This window comes from Heliorestis convoluta (assembly GCF_009649955.1).
Classification (GTDB): Bacteria; Bacillota; Desulfitobacteriia; order Heliobacteriales; family Heliobacteriaceae; genus Heliorestis; species Heliorestis convoluta.
Genome location: NZ_CP045875.1, coordinates 890,454 through 907,536 on the forward strand (window position 1 = coordinate 890,454; position 17,083 = coordinate 907,536).

The window sequence follows — 17,083 nt, forward strand, 5'->3', positions numbered from 1 at the left end:
GAAAAGAATAAAGAGGTAGAAAGGCAGGAGTAAAGCCCTTGAAGGCCTACGAACTGACCATTCAAGATAAAGAAAAATTCAACCAATTCCTGGCCACCCACCCCAAAGGCCACGTCCTGCAATCCTGGGAATGGGGCAACGTCAAAGCCAAAACAGGCTGGCAGCCCCATCGCCTTCTCGTAGAAGATCAAGGCAAGCCTGTCGCCGCCATCTCCGTCCTCAAACGACGCATCCCGGCCCTAGGCAAACACATCTTCTACGCCCCCCGAGGCCCCGTCATCGACCCAGCCCAAGCAGAAGCAGCCGACTGCCTCCTCCAAGCTGTAGAAGACTTGGCTAAGCGAGAAAATGCCATATTTTTAAAAATAGATCCCGACATCCCCGACGCGAACGAAGACTGGAAAAACTACCTCATCAGCCGCCAATTTCGCCCCTTAGACACGGGCGAAGGCTTCGAAGGCGTACAACCTCGCTACGTCTTTCGCCTTGACATAACAGATGACCTCGACACAATCTTCGCCCGCTTCCACTCCAAGACCCGCTACAACATAAGACTGGCAGAACGAAAAGGCGTCACCATCGAAGAAAACTGTGGCAGAGAAATGCTACCCACTTTCTACGACATCCTCAAAGTAACAGCCACAAGAGATAAATTTCTCATCCGCTCCTACGAATACTTCGAAGAAATCTGGGACAACCTCGTCCCCGCCGGACAAGCCAAACTATTCATCGCCCGCTACCAGGACCAAGTCATCGCCGGCACCCTCGCCTTCATCCTAGGTGACAAAGCTTGGTACATCTACGGCGCCTCCTCCAACGAACACCGCAACGTCATGCCCAACTACCTCATTCAGTGGAAGATGATCACCTGGGCCAAAAACCAAGGCTGCACCCTCTACGACTTCCGCGGCGTCCCCGGCCACGAAGTAGACCAAAGTCACCCTCTCTACGGTCTAGTCCGCTTCAAGAAAGGCTTCAGCGGCGACCACGTCGGCTTCATCGGCGAATACGATCGCATCTACCAACCCTTCTACTACCACTTCTGGAACATGGCAGAACCGCTCTATCAAAACACAATCCGGAAAATCCTCTCCGTCGTTAGAAAGTAAGCATCCCGACTAAAGGACCGTGATACAACGATGCCCCAGACCTGGATAGAAATAAACCTCACCGCTCTAGCCCACAACGCCCAAAAAACGCGCCAACTCGTAGGCAACAACAAAATCATCTACGGCGTCGTCAAAGCCAACGCCTACGGCTGCGGCAGCATAGAAGTCTCCCACTGCCTCATCCAAAACGGCATCGACCGCCTCGCCGTCACCCACGTTCAAGAAGGCATCGAACTTCGTCAAAGCGGCATCGAAGTCCCCATCCTGGTCATGGGCCCGACGGCCTCAGAAGACGTTGACAACCTCATCAAGCACAAGCTAACACCAGCCATCTCCACCCTAGAATCCCTCGAAAATATCGCCGAAAAAGTACAACAAAAAGGCCTTCAAAACTATCCCATCCACGTCAAAATCGAAACAGGACTGGGAAGAACAGGCCTTTTTCCCTTCCAAGTCACCAATATAACCAAGGCTATTTTAGACCATCCTGAGTTATATTTAGAAGGAGCCTTTACGCACCTCGCCACAGCAACAACAGGAAAAGGAAACTATGTTCACCAGCAAGTGGCAGCTTTTTCAGAAGCCATTCATACCATGGAAGCAGCAGGTGCCACCATACCAATCAAGCACGTGGCCAACTCCGCCGCAACGCTGGCGTACCCCCAATATCACTTTGACGCAGTCCGCGTAGGCACCCTGCTTTACGGACAAAACCCTGGCGTCACAACAGACAAAACGCCAACGCTTCAAGAAGCATGGTCATTCAAAACAAAAATTGCCCACCTCGCAGACCTTCCATCAGGTCACGGCGTAGGCTATGGAAGAGCTCATATTACAGGTAGACCTACCAAAATAGCGGTACTCCCTGTAGGCTACATTGATGGCTATCAACTCGAACCCATCTCTGTTCCCGTTAACCTCTGGGATCTCACCAAAATCCTATTAAAAACAACAGCCGCCTACTTTGGAATCGGCAGCCTCGCTCGCAACGTGCGCATTAAAGGCAAAACCGTCCCCGTCCTAGGCAAAGTCGCCATGCAGTTCACCATGATCGACGTAACCTCTGTCAAAGACATAAAAATCGGCGATACCGTAGAACTGCCTGCCCGACGAACCGTCATCAACAGCAACCTACCGAGAGTATATAAAGAACAAGAAAGCCAAGAAAAACAAGAACTAGCACTAGGATAGAATTCAGGGAAGGAGGTACCCATCGGAGTGACTAACAAAAAGCCCATCGTCATCGCCATCATCTCCATCGTACTCTTCTCGATCATAGCACTCGCCTTAGGCGTGGGCACCGATCGAGGCGCTCGTCCGGAAGCCGCAAATCGCACAGGCCTAGGAGGCAGCAACGATGTTGTGGTGGTGCGCATTGAAGGTCTTATCACCGCTTCAGGCGGATCAGGTGGACTGTTGAGCACACCAGGTGGTCCTCGCATCATGGACACATTGCGACAAATAAGCGAAGACCGAACCGTTCGCGCCGTTGTATTACGAATCAACTCGCCCGGAGGAACAGCGGCCGCCTCTCAAGAAATCGCCATGGAAGTCGATCGCCTACGCCAGGCCGGCAAAGTCGTCGTCACCTCCATGGGAGACACAGCCGCCTCAGGAGGCTATTGGATCGCTGCAAGAACCGATCGCATCGTAGCCAACCCTGCCACCACCACAGGATCGATTGGTGTCATCATCGATCTCGTCAACTTAGAAGAACTATATGATAAAATCGGCTACCGCTCCGAAACCTTCAAAAGCGGCCCCCACAAAGACATCACCTCGCCGAATCGCGAAAGAACGGAAGCAGAAAAAGAGCTCCTGCAAGCCATGGTCGATGACATCTACGAACAATTCGTCCACATTGTCGCAGAAGGTCGTAACCTCCCAGAAGAACAAGTACGGCAACTGGCTGACGGACGCATCTTCACAGGCCGACAAGCGCAAGAAGTCGGACTCGTTGACGATCTCGGCAACTTCTACGACGCCGTAGAAATTGCAGCTCAACTAGCCGGCATTGAAGGGAAACCGAACATTCGAGAATACGGACGCACAAGCCCTTGGGGTATGTTCTTTCAATCAGCCCTTGGCAACTTTGGCAGTGGCAGCTTCTCCATGAATGACCTCGCCCAGTACTTGCGAACGCTCGAAGCACAGGAGCCTATCATTCGCTAAAGTAAAGGAGGAACAAATGGAAGAAAAAAAACCTCCCACAGCGGAGGAACCCAATAACCCCGTAGAAAAGAACCCCTCCTTCGAAAATAGAACAACAGACCATAGAGACACAACAGCACCAGAATCACCACCGGCACCACCAGCAGCCTCGCCACCCCTAGAATCACCAGAACACAAGACAGACCAACCACAGCAAGAACCCCATTGGACCAGCTGGGACTACATATATAACGTCCTGGCAGAACCGAACAAAGCCTTTGCCAGAGCATCGCAAGCAAAGCCCCTCGGTCTCGCTTTTGCCGTCATCGTCATCAGTACTTTAATTTCACTGATTGTCAATCTGAGCATGGGGCCTGGCGACATGACGCAACTAGAACAACAAGGCCTGCCAATCGGTCTCATCGGTGTTTTTACCACCATCTTTGCCATCGTTGGCGCCTTTTTTGGCCTTATCATGTGGTTTATCATGGCCGGTATCTATAACCTTATCGGCGAACTCCTCGGCGGAAAAGGCAATGCCAAAGGCTTGCTCGTAACACTAGGCTTGGCATCTTTGCCGAGCATATTCACCTCGCCGCTGCGACTTCTCGGCGAAGTCCTGCCAGGAGGCGCAACCTTAGAGTGGCTTGGCATCTTAGCCTTAACCGTCTGGACTATCATTTTACAAGTCTTTGCCATTAAGCAATCAGTCCAACTCAGTACCATCCGCGCGGCCATAACTTATTTTGCCCCCCTACTACTCCTACTCATTGCCACAATCAGCTTGATTGTCTTTATCCTCCTAACCATTCCTGCCATCGGAAGCCTACCTGGCATTCAATAAAAATCAAAATAAGAAGACCAAAAAAAGAGACTTGTCATGCGCCTTGCATAGAACAAGTCTCTTTTTTCATTTCCCATCATCTCCATAAAAAGCTAATATCATCTTACTTACAGAAGGAGGATTTTGCACCGTAACGTTGAAATAAAGGGATAAGGAAGGGGGGAAATACACATGATAGTGTCCACCATGACCATCGTCGCCTTGCGCTGCCAGGCCTGTGGAGCCATAGATTTTCACGGACTCTCACTCTTTACATTTTCCCAACAGAAAACCCAGCAGATCAACTGCTCTTGCGGAGCTAGGTTGCTGACGGTGGGAACGAAGGACCGCAAACGCTTCTATATACAAGCTCACTGCATCATGTGCGAAAGCCAGCACCTCTTCTGGTACTTACGAGACCAACTGTGGTCTCAACAACTACTTGTTCTACAATGTGAAGAAAATCTTGTCGAAATAGGCTTTATCGGTCCCCGTGACAAAGTCAAAGCGGCCATCATGAAGCAAGATAAATCACTTCGTGAAATGGCAGAAAATCTTGGTGTCGTAGAATATTTTGAGAACCCTGAAGTCATGTACGGCGTACTCGATTCACTACACAGTCTCACCGAGAATGGGAGACTCACCTGCAGTTGTGAAAGCCAGCAGATCAGCGTCGACATCTACCCCGATCGCGTCGAGCTACGCTGTGAAGCCTGCAGTAACAACCAAGTTTGCTATGCCGAATCAGATCATGACCTTCAAATGATCAAAAGGGTAAAAGAAATGCAAATAGAAGACCCTTCCGCACCACATTCCCGCAATCGAAGAGCCAGAGGCCGCAGAAGCAAAAAATCCCCATAACAGCACAAGAAAACCGCGGGTGAAGACAATAGTAAGTAAGTGCCCGTGGTTTTATTATGACCCAGAACAAAGGAATAAGATGGCATAAAATCATCAAAATAACCATAAAAGGAAAATAGTAACTCACAAAGAAACATCCCTAACAGGGGCACAATAAATACCAAGGAGGAATAGAACTATGCCAATGGTAACACTGGCCGAACTTATGGCGAAAGCAGAAGAAGGAAAATACGCAGTGGGTGCTTTTAATTGCAACAACATGGAGATTGTACAAGCCATTATCATGGCTGCCGAAGCCGAAAGAGCACCCGTCGTCATACAAGCCTCTCAGGGAGCCATCAAGTATGCCGGACTTGACTATATCGTAGCCCTCGCCCGCTTAGCAGGCGACAAAACATCCGTTCCCGTCGCCCTACATCTCGACCACGGCACCAGCTTTGAACAATGCGTCCAATGCATCAGCAGCGGCTTTACCTCTGTCATGATCGACGGATCTAAGCACGCTTTAGAAGACAACATTGCCCTCACCAACCGCGTTCTCTCCGTTGCCCGCGCCGTCGGTGTCTCCGTTGAAGCAGAACTCGGTAAAATCGGCGGTACCGAAGATGACATTCATGTCGACGAAAAGGACGCCCTCTTTACAGATCCCGAAGAAGCTCGCTACTTCGTAGACAAAACAGGTGTTGACGCCCTCGCTGTAGCCATCGGTACGGCCCATGGACAATACAAAGGAAGACCCGAACTCGACTTCGATCGCCTGGCCAAGATCGAACAACTTGTCGATGTCCCTCTCGTACTCCACGGCTCCTCCGGCGTCCCTGACGAAGATATACGCCGTGCCATCGAAATCGGTGTCCGCAAAGTCAACATTGACACCAACCTTCGCGAAGCCTTCACCGAAGGCGTTCGAGAAGTCATCAGCCAAAAACCAAATGAAATCGACCCCCGCAAAATCCTAGGCCCAGCCAAAGAAAGAATGAGCGAAATCATTCGGGAAAAAATCCGCCTTTTCGGCTCTTCGAACAAAGCCTAAAGCAATAAAAAAAGCAAACCCAATCACCCAACGGCTCAACAATTCCGTCACTAGGAACCCTTTTTAATACAGACCTCCATAAAACTCAAAGATCGACGCCCAATATAAAGCACGAAAAAAGGCGGAATAAAGTAAGGCTTAGAAAACGGACAAGAAAACGATATGAAGGAACGGAAAAGTTCAAAAGGAGGGCAGGTCATCGTATCCTCGTAAAGAACGCTGCGCGAACAACGTAACGATTCCGAAGCGAGACCTACTACGATGACAACAGAACATGAAACTCTTTTTAGACAGTGCCAATATCGACGAGATCCGAGAAGCCAACGCCCTCGGTGTAATCAGCGGCGTCACCACCAACCCATCCCTTATCGCCAAAGAAGGGCGAAATTTTCGCCAGGTCGTAGAAGAAATTGCTGATATTGTAGATGGTCCTATCTCCGCGGAAGTCATCAGCCTCAAAGCCGAAGGCATGATCCACGAAGCGAGAGAGCTTGCCGCCATCCACCAGAACATCGTCATCAAAATTCCCATGACCGCCGAAGGCCTCAAAGCAACAGCCCAACTGCACAAAGAGCACATTCGCACCAACGTAACCCTCGTCTTCTCGGCCAACCAAGGCCTTCTCGCCAGCCTAGCCGGCGCCACCTATATCAGCCCCTTTGTCGGCAGACTTGACGATATCGGACAAGACGGCATGATCCTCATTAAGCAGCTTGCCGAAATCATCGAAATCCACCAATTCAACACAGAAATCATCTCCGCCAGCATTCGTCACCCCATCCACGTTACCGAATCAGCCCGTGCCGGCGCCCACATCGCTACCGTCCCTTACAAGATCCTGCAGCAAATGACCAAGCACCCTCTCACAGACCTCGGCATCGAACGGTTTCTAAAAGACTGGGAGACTGTGAAAGACAAGTAGTTGCCACAAGGACGTTTCGTTTGCCACGCAGAGCTACTCCAATGGGAGTAACAATCAGCAAAAACTCTCTGGGTCTGGGCATCACGCTTTCCGCAGCGGGACTTGGGACCTCAGCTATCGCCAGCTTGCTGGCGATAGCAGCGTGGGACCAGTCCAGAGCGGAGGAAAGCGTGATGACCAGGTCCCCCCTTGCAAGAAGTAACCCCAACAAACTAAACCGCGCCAGTTAAGAAAGGAGCCACCCATGGATAGAGAACTCGCTCTAGAATTTGCCAGAGTCACCGAAGCCGCCGCCTTGGCCTCAGCTCGTTGGATGGGTCGAGGCGACAAAAACGCCGCCGACGATGCTGCCACCGAAGCCATGCGCGCCGTCTTTGACACCATACGCATGGATGGACGCGTCGTCATCGGCGAAGGTGAAATGGACGAAGCTCCCATGCTTTACATAGGAGAAAAGCTCGGCACCTGCGAATCAGGCGACCTCGACTTTGACATTGCCGTCGACCCTGTCGAAGGCACCAGCGTCGTTGCTAAAGGTCTTAACGGCTCCATTGCCGTTTTAGCTGCCGCTCGCCGTGGTTGTCTTCTTCATGCACCAGACATGTACATGAACAAAATCGCCGTAGGCCCAGCGGCCGCTGGCAAAGTTCACCTTGATGCACCCGTTGAGCAGAACCTACGCAATGTCGCAGAAGCCCTGCGTAAAGACGTAGAAGACCTCACCGTCGTCATCCTCGATCGCCCACGGCACGAAGAAATCATCCGTCGCTGCCGTTCTGTCGGCACACGCATCCAACTCATCCAGGATGGAGATGTCGCACCCGCCGTCGCCACAGCCTTCCCTGACTCTGGTATCGACATGATGATGGGAATTGGTGGCGCTCCCGAAGGTGTAATCGCCGCCGCCGCCATACGCTGCCTTGGAGGAGACATGCAAGCACGTCTATGCCCAGACTCCCCGGAAGAAGAAGCACGCTGTCGCAAAATGGGTCTAGAAGACCCTAGAAAAATCCTCCTCCTTGACGACCTCGTAAGCGGTGAAGGCGTCATTTTTGCCGCCACCGGCATCACCGACGGCAGCTTACTCAAAGGCGTAAAAATCACCTCACAAGGTGCCCTAACCCACACCGTCGTCATCCGAGGCCGCACCGGAACGGTACGCTTTATCAACGCCCTCCACCGACTCGAGAAGAAACCCTACTTCGGCAGAGGCCGCTGCGACTGCGAAGAAGAATAAAAAAAGCAAAAACAGCCAAATAGAAAAAAATTCCACAAAAAACGCTTTCACCCGGAATAAGCCATGGAACATCTGGTTAGCCTATCCATGGAACCCTAGATTATTCCGAGGTGATTTTTTTTATGGAACCGACAAAAAAAGACTCAAAAGGGGCACATAGCCTTTTTGGTCTTTTCGTAGCTTCCCTCCTGGTGATTCAACTCCTATACCCCGTAGCAGGAGAAAGCTATGTTAACAATGATACCTTGCTCCGCTTACTCAAAGGCGAACCAATTATAGAAAGCTTGCCCCTTCAACAAAAAGAAAATGTAGCAGCAATAACACGCACCTTCAACATCTACACCTTGTCTGACAATGAGAGCTCGAAAAGCAGCCCTAGCACTACCAATAGCAACCCTATAACAAGCGCGGCAGCAAGCACAAGCAGAGCAACCCAAGCACATAAAGTCGTCCGAGGTGACACCCTTACCCACATTGCCAGACAATACGACATGACCCTCGATGAGCTAATTACCCTGAACAGCCTCAACCCTCGAACTTTTATCCAACCAGGTCAACTCATCATGGTCAAAACAGGAGCAGAAAGCACCAGCAAAAGCACAAACAACCGGAATCAACTCGTTTCCCGGGGTGCCGTCCTCTCCACAATGCAACCACCTCTCCAAGGTAGAATCACATCGCCCTTTGGCCCTAGAAACAATGCCTTTCACCATGGCGTAGACATTGCAGGAGATACAGGCGATCCCATCCGTGCCGTCCAGGCCGGTCAAGTCGCCTTCGCAGGCTGGAAACCCATCTATGGACAAACCGTCATCATTGAACATCCCCACAACGTCAAAACCCTCTATGCCCACGCCTCAAGAATCCTCGTACGAGTAGGACAAGAAGTGGAAAGAGGACAAACCGTCGCCCTCGTCGGCGCCACCGGCGTCTCCACAGGCCCTCACCTTCACCTAGAAATACACATAGATGAAAAAGCCGTGAACCCACTTGCCCATATTCGCAGTCTAGGGCGCTAAAACCAGAAAAAAATTCTCTTGCCACATCCTTCAAAACTATGATATAATGCCCGTTGTGAATCTTAACTATAAACTGACAGCCTGGACAACGGGCTCGGTCATACATGAAAGAGGTGACGCCAGTGAAGGAAGGCATCCATCCTAATTTCCAACGGAGTAAAGTAAGCTGTGCCTGCGGAGAGAACTTCGAACTCGGATCAACCCGCAAAGAAATCAAAGTAGAGATTTGCTCCAAGTGCCATCCTTTTTACACCGGTCAAACCCGTGCTATCGAGGCCGGTGGACGGGTTGACAAGTTTAAGAAAAAATACGGACTCTAAACCAACTAGCAGAGCCAATAACGAGCTCTGCTCTTTTTCTATTCGTCTACATCTACCCCATACAACCCAAGAGCCTCAACGCACCTTGTAACCCTCCTAGGGGTTACTGCTTGCAGGGGCCCGGTCATCACGCTTTCCTCCGCTCTGGACTGGTCCCACGCTGTTACCGCCAGCAAGCTGGCGACAGCTGAGGTCCCAAGTCCCGCTGCGGAAAGCGTGATGCCCAGGCCCAGAAGGCTTTTACTGATTGTTACTCCCATTGACATACCTTTGTGTAACACGTCCTGCTATGTTTACGCAACTACCTATTGTATTTGCAATGCAATAGGCCCAAACCCAGTCACAACCAGTAAAATGTACCTGGGTCAGGCGTTATGACTTCCTGGAGAGAGGACTTCAGACCTCAGCCATCGGCAGCTTGCTGCCGCCTATGGCGTGGGATGAGTCCGTTCGGAAGGAAATCATAACGCCTGACCCCACCACAAATTACTGCGTGTTAACCACCAACCCTAGACTTGCGAATACAGGTGAAATAAAAATGCTCAGCAAACTAGATGCCATAGAACAAAGATACGAAGAGCTCACCCAACTTCTCAGCGACCCCGAAATCATCAGCGACCAAGCGACCTGGCAACGCCACGCCAGAACCCAATCGGGAATGACAGAAATCGTAGAAACCTATCGAACCTACAAAAGCGTCCTCCAAGGCATCGAAGACGCCAAATCCATGCTTGAAGAAGATGACGCTGAGATTCAGGAAATGGCACGCCTCGAACTCAATGAACTCACAGAAAAAAGAGAAGCCTTAGAAAAAGAACTCAAAATCCTACTCCTGCCCAAAGACCCCAACGACGAAAAAAACGTCATCATGGAAGTCAGAGCCGGTACTGGTGGAGAAGAAGCAGCCCTTTTTGCTGGCGACCTCTATCGCATGTACAGCCGCTTCGCCGACGCACAACGTTGGAAAACAGAAGTCCTCTCGGCCAACTACACCGATATTGGTGGCTTCAAAGAAGTCGTCTTCCTCATCGAAGGCCAAGGCGCCTACTCCAAGATGAAGTTTGAATCAGGCGTACATCGCGTACAGCGCGTACCAAGCACCGAATCAAGCGGACGCATCCACACCTCCGCCGCGACCGTCGCCGTACTACCTGAAGCCGAAGACGTAGAAATCGACATTAACCCGAACGATCTGCGCATCGACGTCTTCTGTGCCTCCGGCGCCGGGGGACAGCACGTCAACCGAACCGAATCAGCCGTACGTATCACCCACTTACCGAGTGGCGTCGTCGTCAGCTGTCAGGACGAAAAATCACAGCACAAAAACCGCGACAAAGCCATGCGTGTCCTCCGAGCTCGCCTCCTAGAAAAAGCACAAGAAGAAGCGCACGGCGAAGTAGCCAGCGCTCGCAAATCCATGGTCGGATCAGGCGACCGCTCCGAACGAATTCGAACCTACAACTTCCCCCAAGGTCGCGTTACGGACCACCGCATCGGTCTAACCCTCCATCGCCTAGAAGCAATTCTAGAAGGAGACTTAGAAGAAATCATCGACGGACTTATCACCACAGAACAAGCCGAAAAAATGAAAGCCATGGAAAATTAAAGACAAAAGTCAGAAAAATCTTTCCATGACCACCTCGCCAGTTCGGTGAACTTCCTACAAAACAAAACGAAAGCCGTGGATAACAAAGATGAAAACAAATCAGTCGGCGACTGTAGGAGAAAAACTGCAGACGGCGGCTTTTTCTTTCGCCCAAAAAGGCATAGAAAGCCCTCGCCTCGAAGCAGAAATCCTCCTGGCCCACCTGCTAAAGACAAACCGCGCAGGCCTCTTCGCGCGCCTTCGCGACAACTTTCCAGAAGAAAAAGAGCAACCCTGGCAAGACTACATCCAAAAGCGCCTCCAAAACTGGCCCCACCAATACATCACAGAAGAAGAAGAATTCTACAACCTACCCTTTCGAGTTACCCCCGCCGTTCTTATCCCACGACCAGAAACAGAAGAACTTGTTACCATCGTCTTGCACCATCTAGAAAAAATGAAACCGCCACAAAACCAAAACCCACAAGCAGTAACAATCATCGACGTCGGCACAGGCTCCGGCGTCATCGCTGTCTCCATCGCCCATACCTTTATGACAAAAAGTAACATCCATACAAAGACAAGCGACAAAAAAAGTCTTCAAATCATAGCCATCGACATCTCCCCAGAAGCCCTTGCCATCGCCCAAGAAAACGCCAATAGCAACCAAGTCGACCACCTTATCCAATTCCAACAAGGAGATCTTCTCGCAGCACCAGCAAAACAGGGCAGGGGAGAAGAAAAAGTCCATATCATCGTCTCCAACCCACCTTACATCGAAAGCAACACCATCAAAAGCCTACAAAAAGAAGTACGCCAACACGAACCCCACCGCGCCCTCGACGGCGGACCTGACGGCCTCGACCTCTACCGCCGCCTCATCCCCCAAGCCGCCCAAAAACTCCACCCCCAAGGTCTCATCGCCCTAGAAATCGGCTACAACCAAGGCCAAGCCGTAAAAGAACTGCTCCAACAAGCAAACTTCCAAAACATCCAAATTCACCAAGACTATCAAAACCACGACCGCATCGTCACCGCAACCAAATAAAGGAATCTCGAAAAAAATACCCAAAACGGTGGTACAGAAAAAATGAAAACAAAACACTTACAGCCCCATCAGATAGCAGAAGCAGCCCAACTCCTCAAGCAAGGACAGCTCGTCGCCTTTCCCACAGAAACCGTCTATGGCCTTGGTGCCAACGCCCTCGACAGTCAAGCCGTCAACAAAATCTTTCAAGCCAAAGGTCGCCCCTCTGACAACCCATTGATCATTCACATAGCCCAAATCGAAGACCTAGCCCAACTCACCACCGACGTTCCACCCCTAGCCCAGAGACTGGCCGAAAAGTTCTGGCCAGGCCCGCTAACGCTCGTCCTGCCAGCCGCCCCAACCGTTCCCCGGGAAGTTACCGCAGGCCTTAACACCGTAGCCGTCCGCATGCCCAACCATCCCATCGCCCTAGAACTGATCAAAACAGCAGGCCTGCCAGTAGCGGCCCCTTCCGCCAATCGTTCCGGAAAACCAAGCCCTACCCGAGCGCATCACGTCAGCAAAGACCTAGAAAACAAAATCGCAGCCATCATCGACGGCGGCCCTTGTAGCGTCGGCATCGAATCAACGGTCGTCGATGCCACAGGCCCAGAACCCATCATCCTACGCCCTGGCGGCATTACCTTCGAAATGCTCGAAGCCACCACCTCGGAAAGGCTCACAACAATAGCCCCAGGCCTTCACGGCACTAGAGCCAACCTAGAAACCGATGAAACACCTCGCTCCCCCGGCATGAAATATACCCACTACGCACCCCAGGCACCGCTCTACCTGCTCACAGGCACATGGGAAGAACAAGTGAAAAAGCTGGAAAAAATCCAAGAAAGAATCGAAAAAAGCAAAGAAAAAATTGGCCTCTTCATTTCCGAAGAAAGCTTTCGCATCATATCAAAAAAAAGCAACCATAGGATAGAAAAGGGAGCAATCCCTGTGATTCAACGGGCTGGTTCAAGGGAAAACTTAAAAGACATCGCAGCCGGCCTCTTCGATGCCTTACGCGCCTTTGACGAAACCGAAGCCAACCTGATCATCGCCGAAACCTACCCCACCCATGGCATCGGCCTAGCTCTCATGAATCGACTTACCAAAGCGGCAGGAGACCGCATTTGGAACGAAGACAACTAGCAGGGTGGCGTGCCATAGTTTTTTGAAAAAGGCGTACTATGTAAAGCAAAAGAGTGGCTCAATAAATTGAACCAAAGTCGTAACAAACCAGGAGGTTGCTCATGGACATAGGGACCCTCATGATCCTGGCAATCGGTCTCGGCGCCGATGCCTTCTCCGTCGCCATCGGCATAGGCATAGAAGGGATTCGGCGCCGTGACATCTACGTCCTAGGAGCTATCATTGGCCTCTTTCACATCATCATGCCTTGGATAGGACTGCTCGCCGGAGGTGCTTTAGGCGCCGTTCTAGGGCAACTGGCCGTCATCATTGGAGCCATTATTCTCTTTTTTCTAGGAGGAAAAATTCTTTACGAAGCCTGGTTCAAAGATCAAGGTCCCACCTATGGCATCGGAGGAAACCGACGAGTCACAGTGGGGGGCATACAACCAGAACCCATCACAACCCACTTTAGCGCCAACCTCTACACACTCGTCGTCCTCGCCGCAGGCGTCAGCATGGACGCCCTCACCGTCGGTTTCACCCTTGGAACCGTAGGAGCCGACCTCATCCAAACCATCGTAACCTTCGGCATCGTCGCCGCCGCCATGACCGTACTAGGCTGCTTCATCGGACGACGAGTCGGATCGACCCTCGGCGTCCATGCACAAGTCGTTGGAGGCTTGATTTTAATCGGTATAGGTATTAAGCTTTTATTATGGTAGAGTTATGGTTTGTCAAAAGTTACTGGAAAGCGACCACAGAACCGTATTACTAGGAGGGGATTTGCGTGGACCAAACAAAACGTCAACTCACCCTTTTATTCGTCTGCACCGGCAATACCTGCCGAAGTCCTATGGCGCAGACCATCGCCCGAACCCTATTAGAAGAACAGGGGAGAAAAGGCATACAAGTCCTCTCTGCGGGAACCTTTGCCTGGAAGGAAAGCCCCGCCTCTTTGCAAGCCCGTCAGGTCATGCTAGCCCAAGGACTGAACCTAGAAGACCACAGAGCAACGACCATCACAGAAGCACAACTCCAACAAGCAGACATTATCCTCACCATGACCCAGAACCAAAAAGAACTGCTCCTCGAAATGGCTACCGACGATACAACAAGAGCCAAAATCTTCACACTCCGAGAATTTACCGGAGACAGTGGCGACATTGCCGACCCCTTCGGTCAAGATGAAACTGTCTACTACCAGTGCTATAAAGAACTTCAAGCATCCATTGCCAACGCAATCAATCGAATCCAAATGTAAAAAAATTAAAAACATCGCTTTCGCGCAAGTGAAAGCGATGTTTTTTTCATATTTGTTAATGTGAAAAATAGAAAAGGGAAACGCTAAACTCTGTAGAATAAAATCATATTTAGGCATTCTTTGGACAGCACAAGCATTTATGGAGCGTGAAAAACAGTGAAAATTGCCATCGGAAGTGACCATGGTGGCTTCCAGCTCAAAAAAGAAATCCTCGCCTTCTTCGCAGCCGAACAAAAAGCCGGCACCGAACTCGGAAAAGCGCAGCTCACCGACCTAGGAACCTATAGCGAAGAATCGGTAGACTACCCTGACTTTGGCGAAGCCGTCGCCCGTAGCGTCGCCCAGGGACAATACCAATATGGCATCCTCGTCTGCGGCACCGGCATCGGCATCTCCATCGCAGCCAACAAAGTCCACGGCATCCGCGCCGCCCTCTGTACCGAACCCTTCTCTGCTCGCATGGCCCGTGAACACAACGACGCCAACATCCTAGCCCTTGGCGAAAGAGTCACCGGACCGGGCCTTGCCCGCGAAATCGTCGCCGCCTTTTTCCAAACCCCCTTTGCCGGCGACCGCCACGCCCGAAGAATCGAGAAAATCAGAGCCATAGAGAAAAACGGCTGCAGTTGCAAATAACCCCACCCAGACATAGACTACTCTACTAACAGCAAAGAAAAGGATGCGAAACCTTGTGGAACAGACCATAGCATCACAAGTAAGATGGGCCGCCGAAGAACTCCTTCACCTCTCCAACCTAAGACCAGGTCAAATCCTTGTCGTAGGTTGTAGCACCTCCGAAGTAGCCGGCGCCACCATCGGCACAGCAGGCTCCCAAGAAATCGCAAAAAACATCCTCCAACCCCTCCAAGAAACAGCCTTTAACAACCAGATCTACCTTGCCATCCAATGCTGTGAACACCTCAACCGGGCCCTCGTCGTAGAACGAGCCCTTCTCCACAGCTACCCTCAATTTGAAGAAGTAACCGTAAAGCCCATCGCCCACGCCGGAGGTGCCCTCGCCGCCCGAGCCATAGAACAATACAGCGACCCCACCGTCATCGAAACCATCCAAGCCCACGCCGCCCTCGACATCGGCGAAACCCTCATCGGCATGCACCTCAAAGCCGTCGCCGTCCCCGTCCGCCTCTCCATCCGCCACATCGGCAACGCCCGAGTCACAGCCGCCCGCACCCGCCCCAAACTCATCGGCGGCCCCCGCGCCTGCTATGACTAAAGCCTAAAATCAAAGGAACGCATTGAGCACGAAAGAACGAAAGGAACGGTGCAACCCCATGAACCAATGGCAACACCTACATCAAATCGACCCTCAACTGGCAGAAGCCATCGAACGAGAAGAAACTAGACAGAAAAAGAACATCGAACTCATCGCCTCAGAAAACTTCGTCAGCCCAGCCGTCATGGAAGCAACAGGCACCGTACTCACCAACAAATACGCCGAAGGCTACCCAGGCAAACGCTACTACGGCGGCTGTGAACACGTCGACGTCATCGAATCCATAGCCATCGAAAGAGCCAAAACCCTCTTTGGTGCCGACCATGCCAACGTCCAACCCCACTCCGGCGCCAACGCCAACCTAGGCGTCTACTTTGCCTGTCTTAACCCCGGCGACACTGTCCTCGGCATGAACCTCGCCCACGGCGGTCACCTCACCCATGGCTCCCCTGTTAACCTATCAGGAAAATATTACAACTTCGTCTCCTACGGCGTAGAAGAACATAACGGCATGATCAACTACGAAGAAGTAGCCCGCCTTGCCCGCGAAAGCCGCCCCAAACTCATCGTCGCCGGCGCCAGCGCCTACCCAAGAACCCTTGACTTTGAACGCTTCAAAGCCATCGCCGACGAAGTAGACGCCCTCTTCATGGTTGACATGGCCCACATCGCCGGCCTTGTCGCCACAGGACAGCACCCCAGTCCCATCCCCTACGCAGACTTCGTCACCACCACCACCCACAAAACCCTTCGCGGACCCAGAGGTGGCCTCATTCTCTGCAAAGAAGAATGGAAAGCCAAAATCGACAAAGCCATCTTCCCAGGCCTTCAAGGCGGTCCCCTCATGCACATCATCGCCGCCAAAGCCGTCGCCTTCCTCGAAGCCATGGATCCATCCTTCCGAGAATACCAACAACAAATCATCAAAAACGCCAGCACACTCGCCAACAGCCTTACCGAAAGAGGCTTCAACCTCGTCTCCGGCGGCACCGACAACCACCTCATGCTCCTTGACCTACGTAACAAAGACCTCACCGGCAAAGAAGCCGAACACCGCCTCGACAGCGTCGGCATCACCGTCAACAAAAACGCCATCCCCTTCGACCCCCAAAGCCCCTTTGTCACCAGCGGCATCCGCATCGGAACCCCCGCCGCCACCAGCCGCGGCATGAACGAAGAAGCCATGGTCAAAATCGCCGAAGCCATTGACCATTGCCTCAGCGACAGCAACGAAGCCTCCCAACAAAAAGCCCAAGACATCGTCAACGAACTATGCCAAAAATTCCCCCTCTACGAAACAATCTAAAGCATCCATAAAGCCCAAAGCAACGCCAAGAGGCCCCCGAAAAAACCCAAAAGGGCAGGTGCAA

The 17,083-nt window shown here is 51.7% G+C and carries 18 protein-coding genes; all 18 read left to right on the plus strand.

Annotation, left to right across the window (positions count from 1 at the left end; genetic code table 11):
- Positions 1-38 precede the first annotated feature (38 nt).
- The 18 genes from FTV88_RS04190 (at position 39) to glyA (ending at position 17,019) form a co-directional block, all read left to right on the plus strand.
- Positions 39-1,109, plus strand: coding sequence for a lipid II:glycine glycyltransferase FemX (locus tag FTV88_RS04190; RefSeq protein WP_153724531.1), 1,071 nt, complete (start codon positions 39-41; stop codon positions 1,107-1,109).
- 30 nt (positions 1,110-1,139) lie between these two features.
- Complete coding sequence (gene alr, locus FTV88_RS04195; protein ID WP_153724532.1) at positions 1,140-2,300, plus strand: alanine racemase; 1,161 nt, start codon at positions 1,140-1,142, stop codon at positions 2,298-2,300.
- A gap of 27 nt (positions 2,301-2,327) precedes the next feature.
- Positions 2,328-3,281, plus strand: a complete 954-nt coding sequence (gene sppA, locus FTV88_RS04200) for a signal peptide peptidase SppA (RefSeq protein ID WP_243137298.1) — start codon at positions 2,328-2,330, stop codon at positions 3,279-3,281.
- A gap of 16 nt (positions 3,282-3,297) precedes the next feature.
- Entirely contained in the window at positions 3,298-4,104 is an 807-nt protein-coding gene (locus FTV88_RS04205) for a Yip1 family protein (protein WP_162007893.1), read from the plus strand.
- 171 nt (positions 4,105-4,275) lie between these two features.
- Positions 4,276-4,944: a hypothetical protein gene (locus tag FTV88_RS04210; protein ID WP_153724534.1), complete on the plus strand. Its 669-nt coding sequence runs from the start codon at positions 4,276-4,278 to the stop codon at positions 4,942-4,944.
- A 178-nt stretch (positions 4,945-5,122) separates the two neighbouring features.
- Complete coding sequence (locus FTV88_RS04215; RefSeq protein ID WP_153724535.1) at positions 5,123-5,977, plus strand: class II fructose-1,6-bisphosphate aldolase; 855 nt, start codon at positions 5,123-5,125, stop codon at positions 5,975-5,977.
- Positions 5,978-6,251: 274 nt separating this feature from the next.
- Entirely contained in the window at positions 6,252-6,899 is a 648-nt protein-coding gene (gene fsa / locus FTV88_RS04220) for a fructose-6-phosphate aldolase (protein WP_153724536.1), read from the plus strand.
- Between the two features lie 244 nt (positions 6,900-7,143).
- Positions 7,144-8,136: a class II fructose-bisphosphatase gene (gene glpX, locus FTV88_RS04225; protein WP_153724537.1), complete on the plus strand. Its 993-nt coding sequence runs from the start codon at positions 7,144-7,146 to the stop codon at positions 8,134-8,136.
- A 122-nt stretch (positions 8,137-8,258) separates the two neighbouring features.
- A complete protein-coding gene (locus FTV88_RS04230) occupies positions 8,259-9,155 on the plus strand; it encodes a peptidoglycan DD-metalloendopeptidase family protein (protein WP_153724538.1) in 897 nt (298 codons plus the stop codon).
- Between the two features lie 122 nt (positions 9,156-9,277).
- On the plus strand, positions 9,278-9,475 hold the full coding sequence (gene rpmE, locus FTV88_RS04235) for a 50S ribosomal protein L31 (protein ID WP_153726504.1): 198 nt from the start codon (positions 9,278-9,280) through the stop codon (positions 9,473-9,475).
- A 538-nt stretch (positions 9,476-10,013) separates the two neighbouring features.
- The gene (gene prfA / locus FTV88_RS04240; RefSeq protein ID WP_153724539.1) at positions 10,014-11,081 is read left to right on the plus strand and encodes a peptide chain release factor 1; all 1,068 of its coding nucleotides are present in this window, start codon (positions 10,014-10,016) and stop codon (positions 11,079-11,081) included.
- Between the two features lie 88 nt (positions 11,082-11,169).
- The gene (gene prmC, locus FTV88_RS04245) at positions 11,170-12,108 is read left to right on the plus strand and encodes a peptide chain release factor N(5)-glutamine methyltransferase (RefSeq protein WP_153724540.1); all 939 of its coding nucleotides are present in this window, start codon (positions 11,170-11,172) and stop codon (positions 12,106-12,108) included.
- A gap of 42 nt (positions 12,109-12,150) precedes the next feature.
- Complete coding sequence (locus FTV88_RS04250; protein ID WP_153724541.1) at positions 12,151-13,236, plus strand: L-threonylcarbamoyladenylate synthase; 1,086 nt, start codon at positions 12,151-12,153, stop codon at positions 13,234-13,236.
- Between the two features lie 101 nt (positions 13,237-13,337).
- Positions 13,338-13,940 (plus strand): manganese efflux pump MntP, encoded by a 603-nt coding sequence (locus FTV88_RS04255; protein ID WP_153724542.1) that lies wholly within the window; start codon positions 13,338-13,340, stop codon positions 13,938-13,940.
- 65 nt (positions 13,941-14,005) lie between these two features.
- Positions 14,006-14,479 (plus strand): low molecular weight protein arginine phosphatase, encoded by a 474-nt coding sequence (locus FTV88_RS04260; protein ID WP_243137301.1) that lies wholly within the window; start codon positions 14,006-14,008, stop codon positions 14,477-14,479.
- A 156-nt stretch (positions 14,480-14,635) separates the two neighbouring features.
- Entirely contained in the window at positions 14,636-15,115 is a 480-nt protein-coding gene (gene rpiB, locus FTV88_RS04265) for a ribose 5-phosphate isomerase B (protein ID WP_153724543.1), read from the plus strand.
- Positions 15,116-15,170: 55 nt separating this feature from the next.
- Positions 15,171-15,713 (plus strand): TIGR01440 family protein, encoded by a 543-nt coding sequence (locus FTV88_RS04270; protein ID WP_368277498.1) that lies wholly within the window; start codon positions 15,171-15,173, stop codon positions 15,711-15,713.
- Between the two features lie 58 nt (positions 15,714-15,771).
- Entirely contained in the window at positions 15,772-17,019 is a 1,248-nt protein-coding gene (gene glyA, locus FTV88_RS04275) for a serine hydroxymethyltransferase (protein WP_153724545.1), read from the plus strand.
- The last annotated feature ends 64 nt before the right edge of the window (positions 17,020-17,083 follow it).

Bases quoted from the DNA above. Each gene is read 5' to 3' on its own strand.
- alr (WP_153724532.1), top strand. From the start codon at position 1,140: ATGCCCCAGACCTGGATAGAAATAAACCTCACCGCTCTAGCCCACAAC.
- FTV88_RS04205 (WP_162007893.1), top strand. From the start codon at position 3,298: ATGGAAGAAAAAAAACCTCCCACAGCGGAGGAACCCAATAACCCCGTA.
- FTV88_RS04210 (WP_153724534.1), top strand. From the start codon at position 4,276: ATGATAGTGTCCACCATGACCATCGTCGCCTTGCGCTGCCAGGCCTGT.
- FTV88_RS04215 (WP_153724535.1), top strand. From the start codon at position 5,123: ATGCCAATGGTAACACTGGCCGAACTTATGGCGAAAGCAGAAGAAGGA.
- fsa (WP_153724536.1), top strand. From the start codon at position 6,252: ATGAAACTCTTTTTAGACAGTGCCAATATCGACGAGATCCGAGAAGCC.
- glpX (WP_153724537.1), top strand. From the start codon at position 7,144: ATGGATAGAGAACTCGCTCTAGAATTTGCCAGAGTCACCGAAGCCGCC.
- FTV88_RS04230 (WP_153724538.1), top strand. From the start codon at position 8,259: ATGGAACCGACAAAAAAAGACTCAAAAGGGGCACATAGCCTTTTTGGT.
- prfA (WP_153724539.1), top strand. From the start codon at position 10,014: ATGCTCAGCAAACTAGATGCCATAGAACAAAGATACGAAGAGCTCACC.
- prmC (WP_153724540.1), top strand. From the start codon at position 11,170: ATGAAAACAAATCAGTCGGCGACTGTAGGAGAAAAACTGCAGACGGCG.
- FTV88_RS04250 (WP_153724541.1), top strand. From the start codon at position 12,151: ATGAAAACAAAACACTTACAGCCCCATCAGATAGCAGAAGCAGCCCAA.
- FTV88_RS04255 (WP_153724542.1), top strand. From the start codon at position 13,338: ATGGACATAGGGACCCTCATGATCCTGGCAATCGGTCTCGGCGCCGAT.
- glyA (WP_153724545.1), top strand. From the start codon at position 15,772: ATGAACCAATGGCAACACCTACATCAAATCGACCCTCAACTGGCAGAA.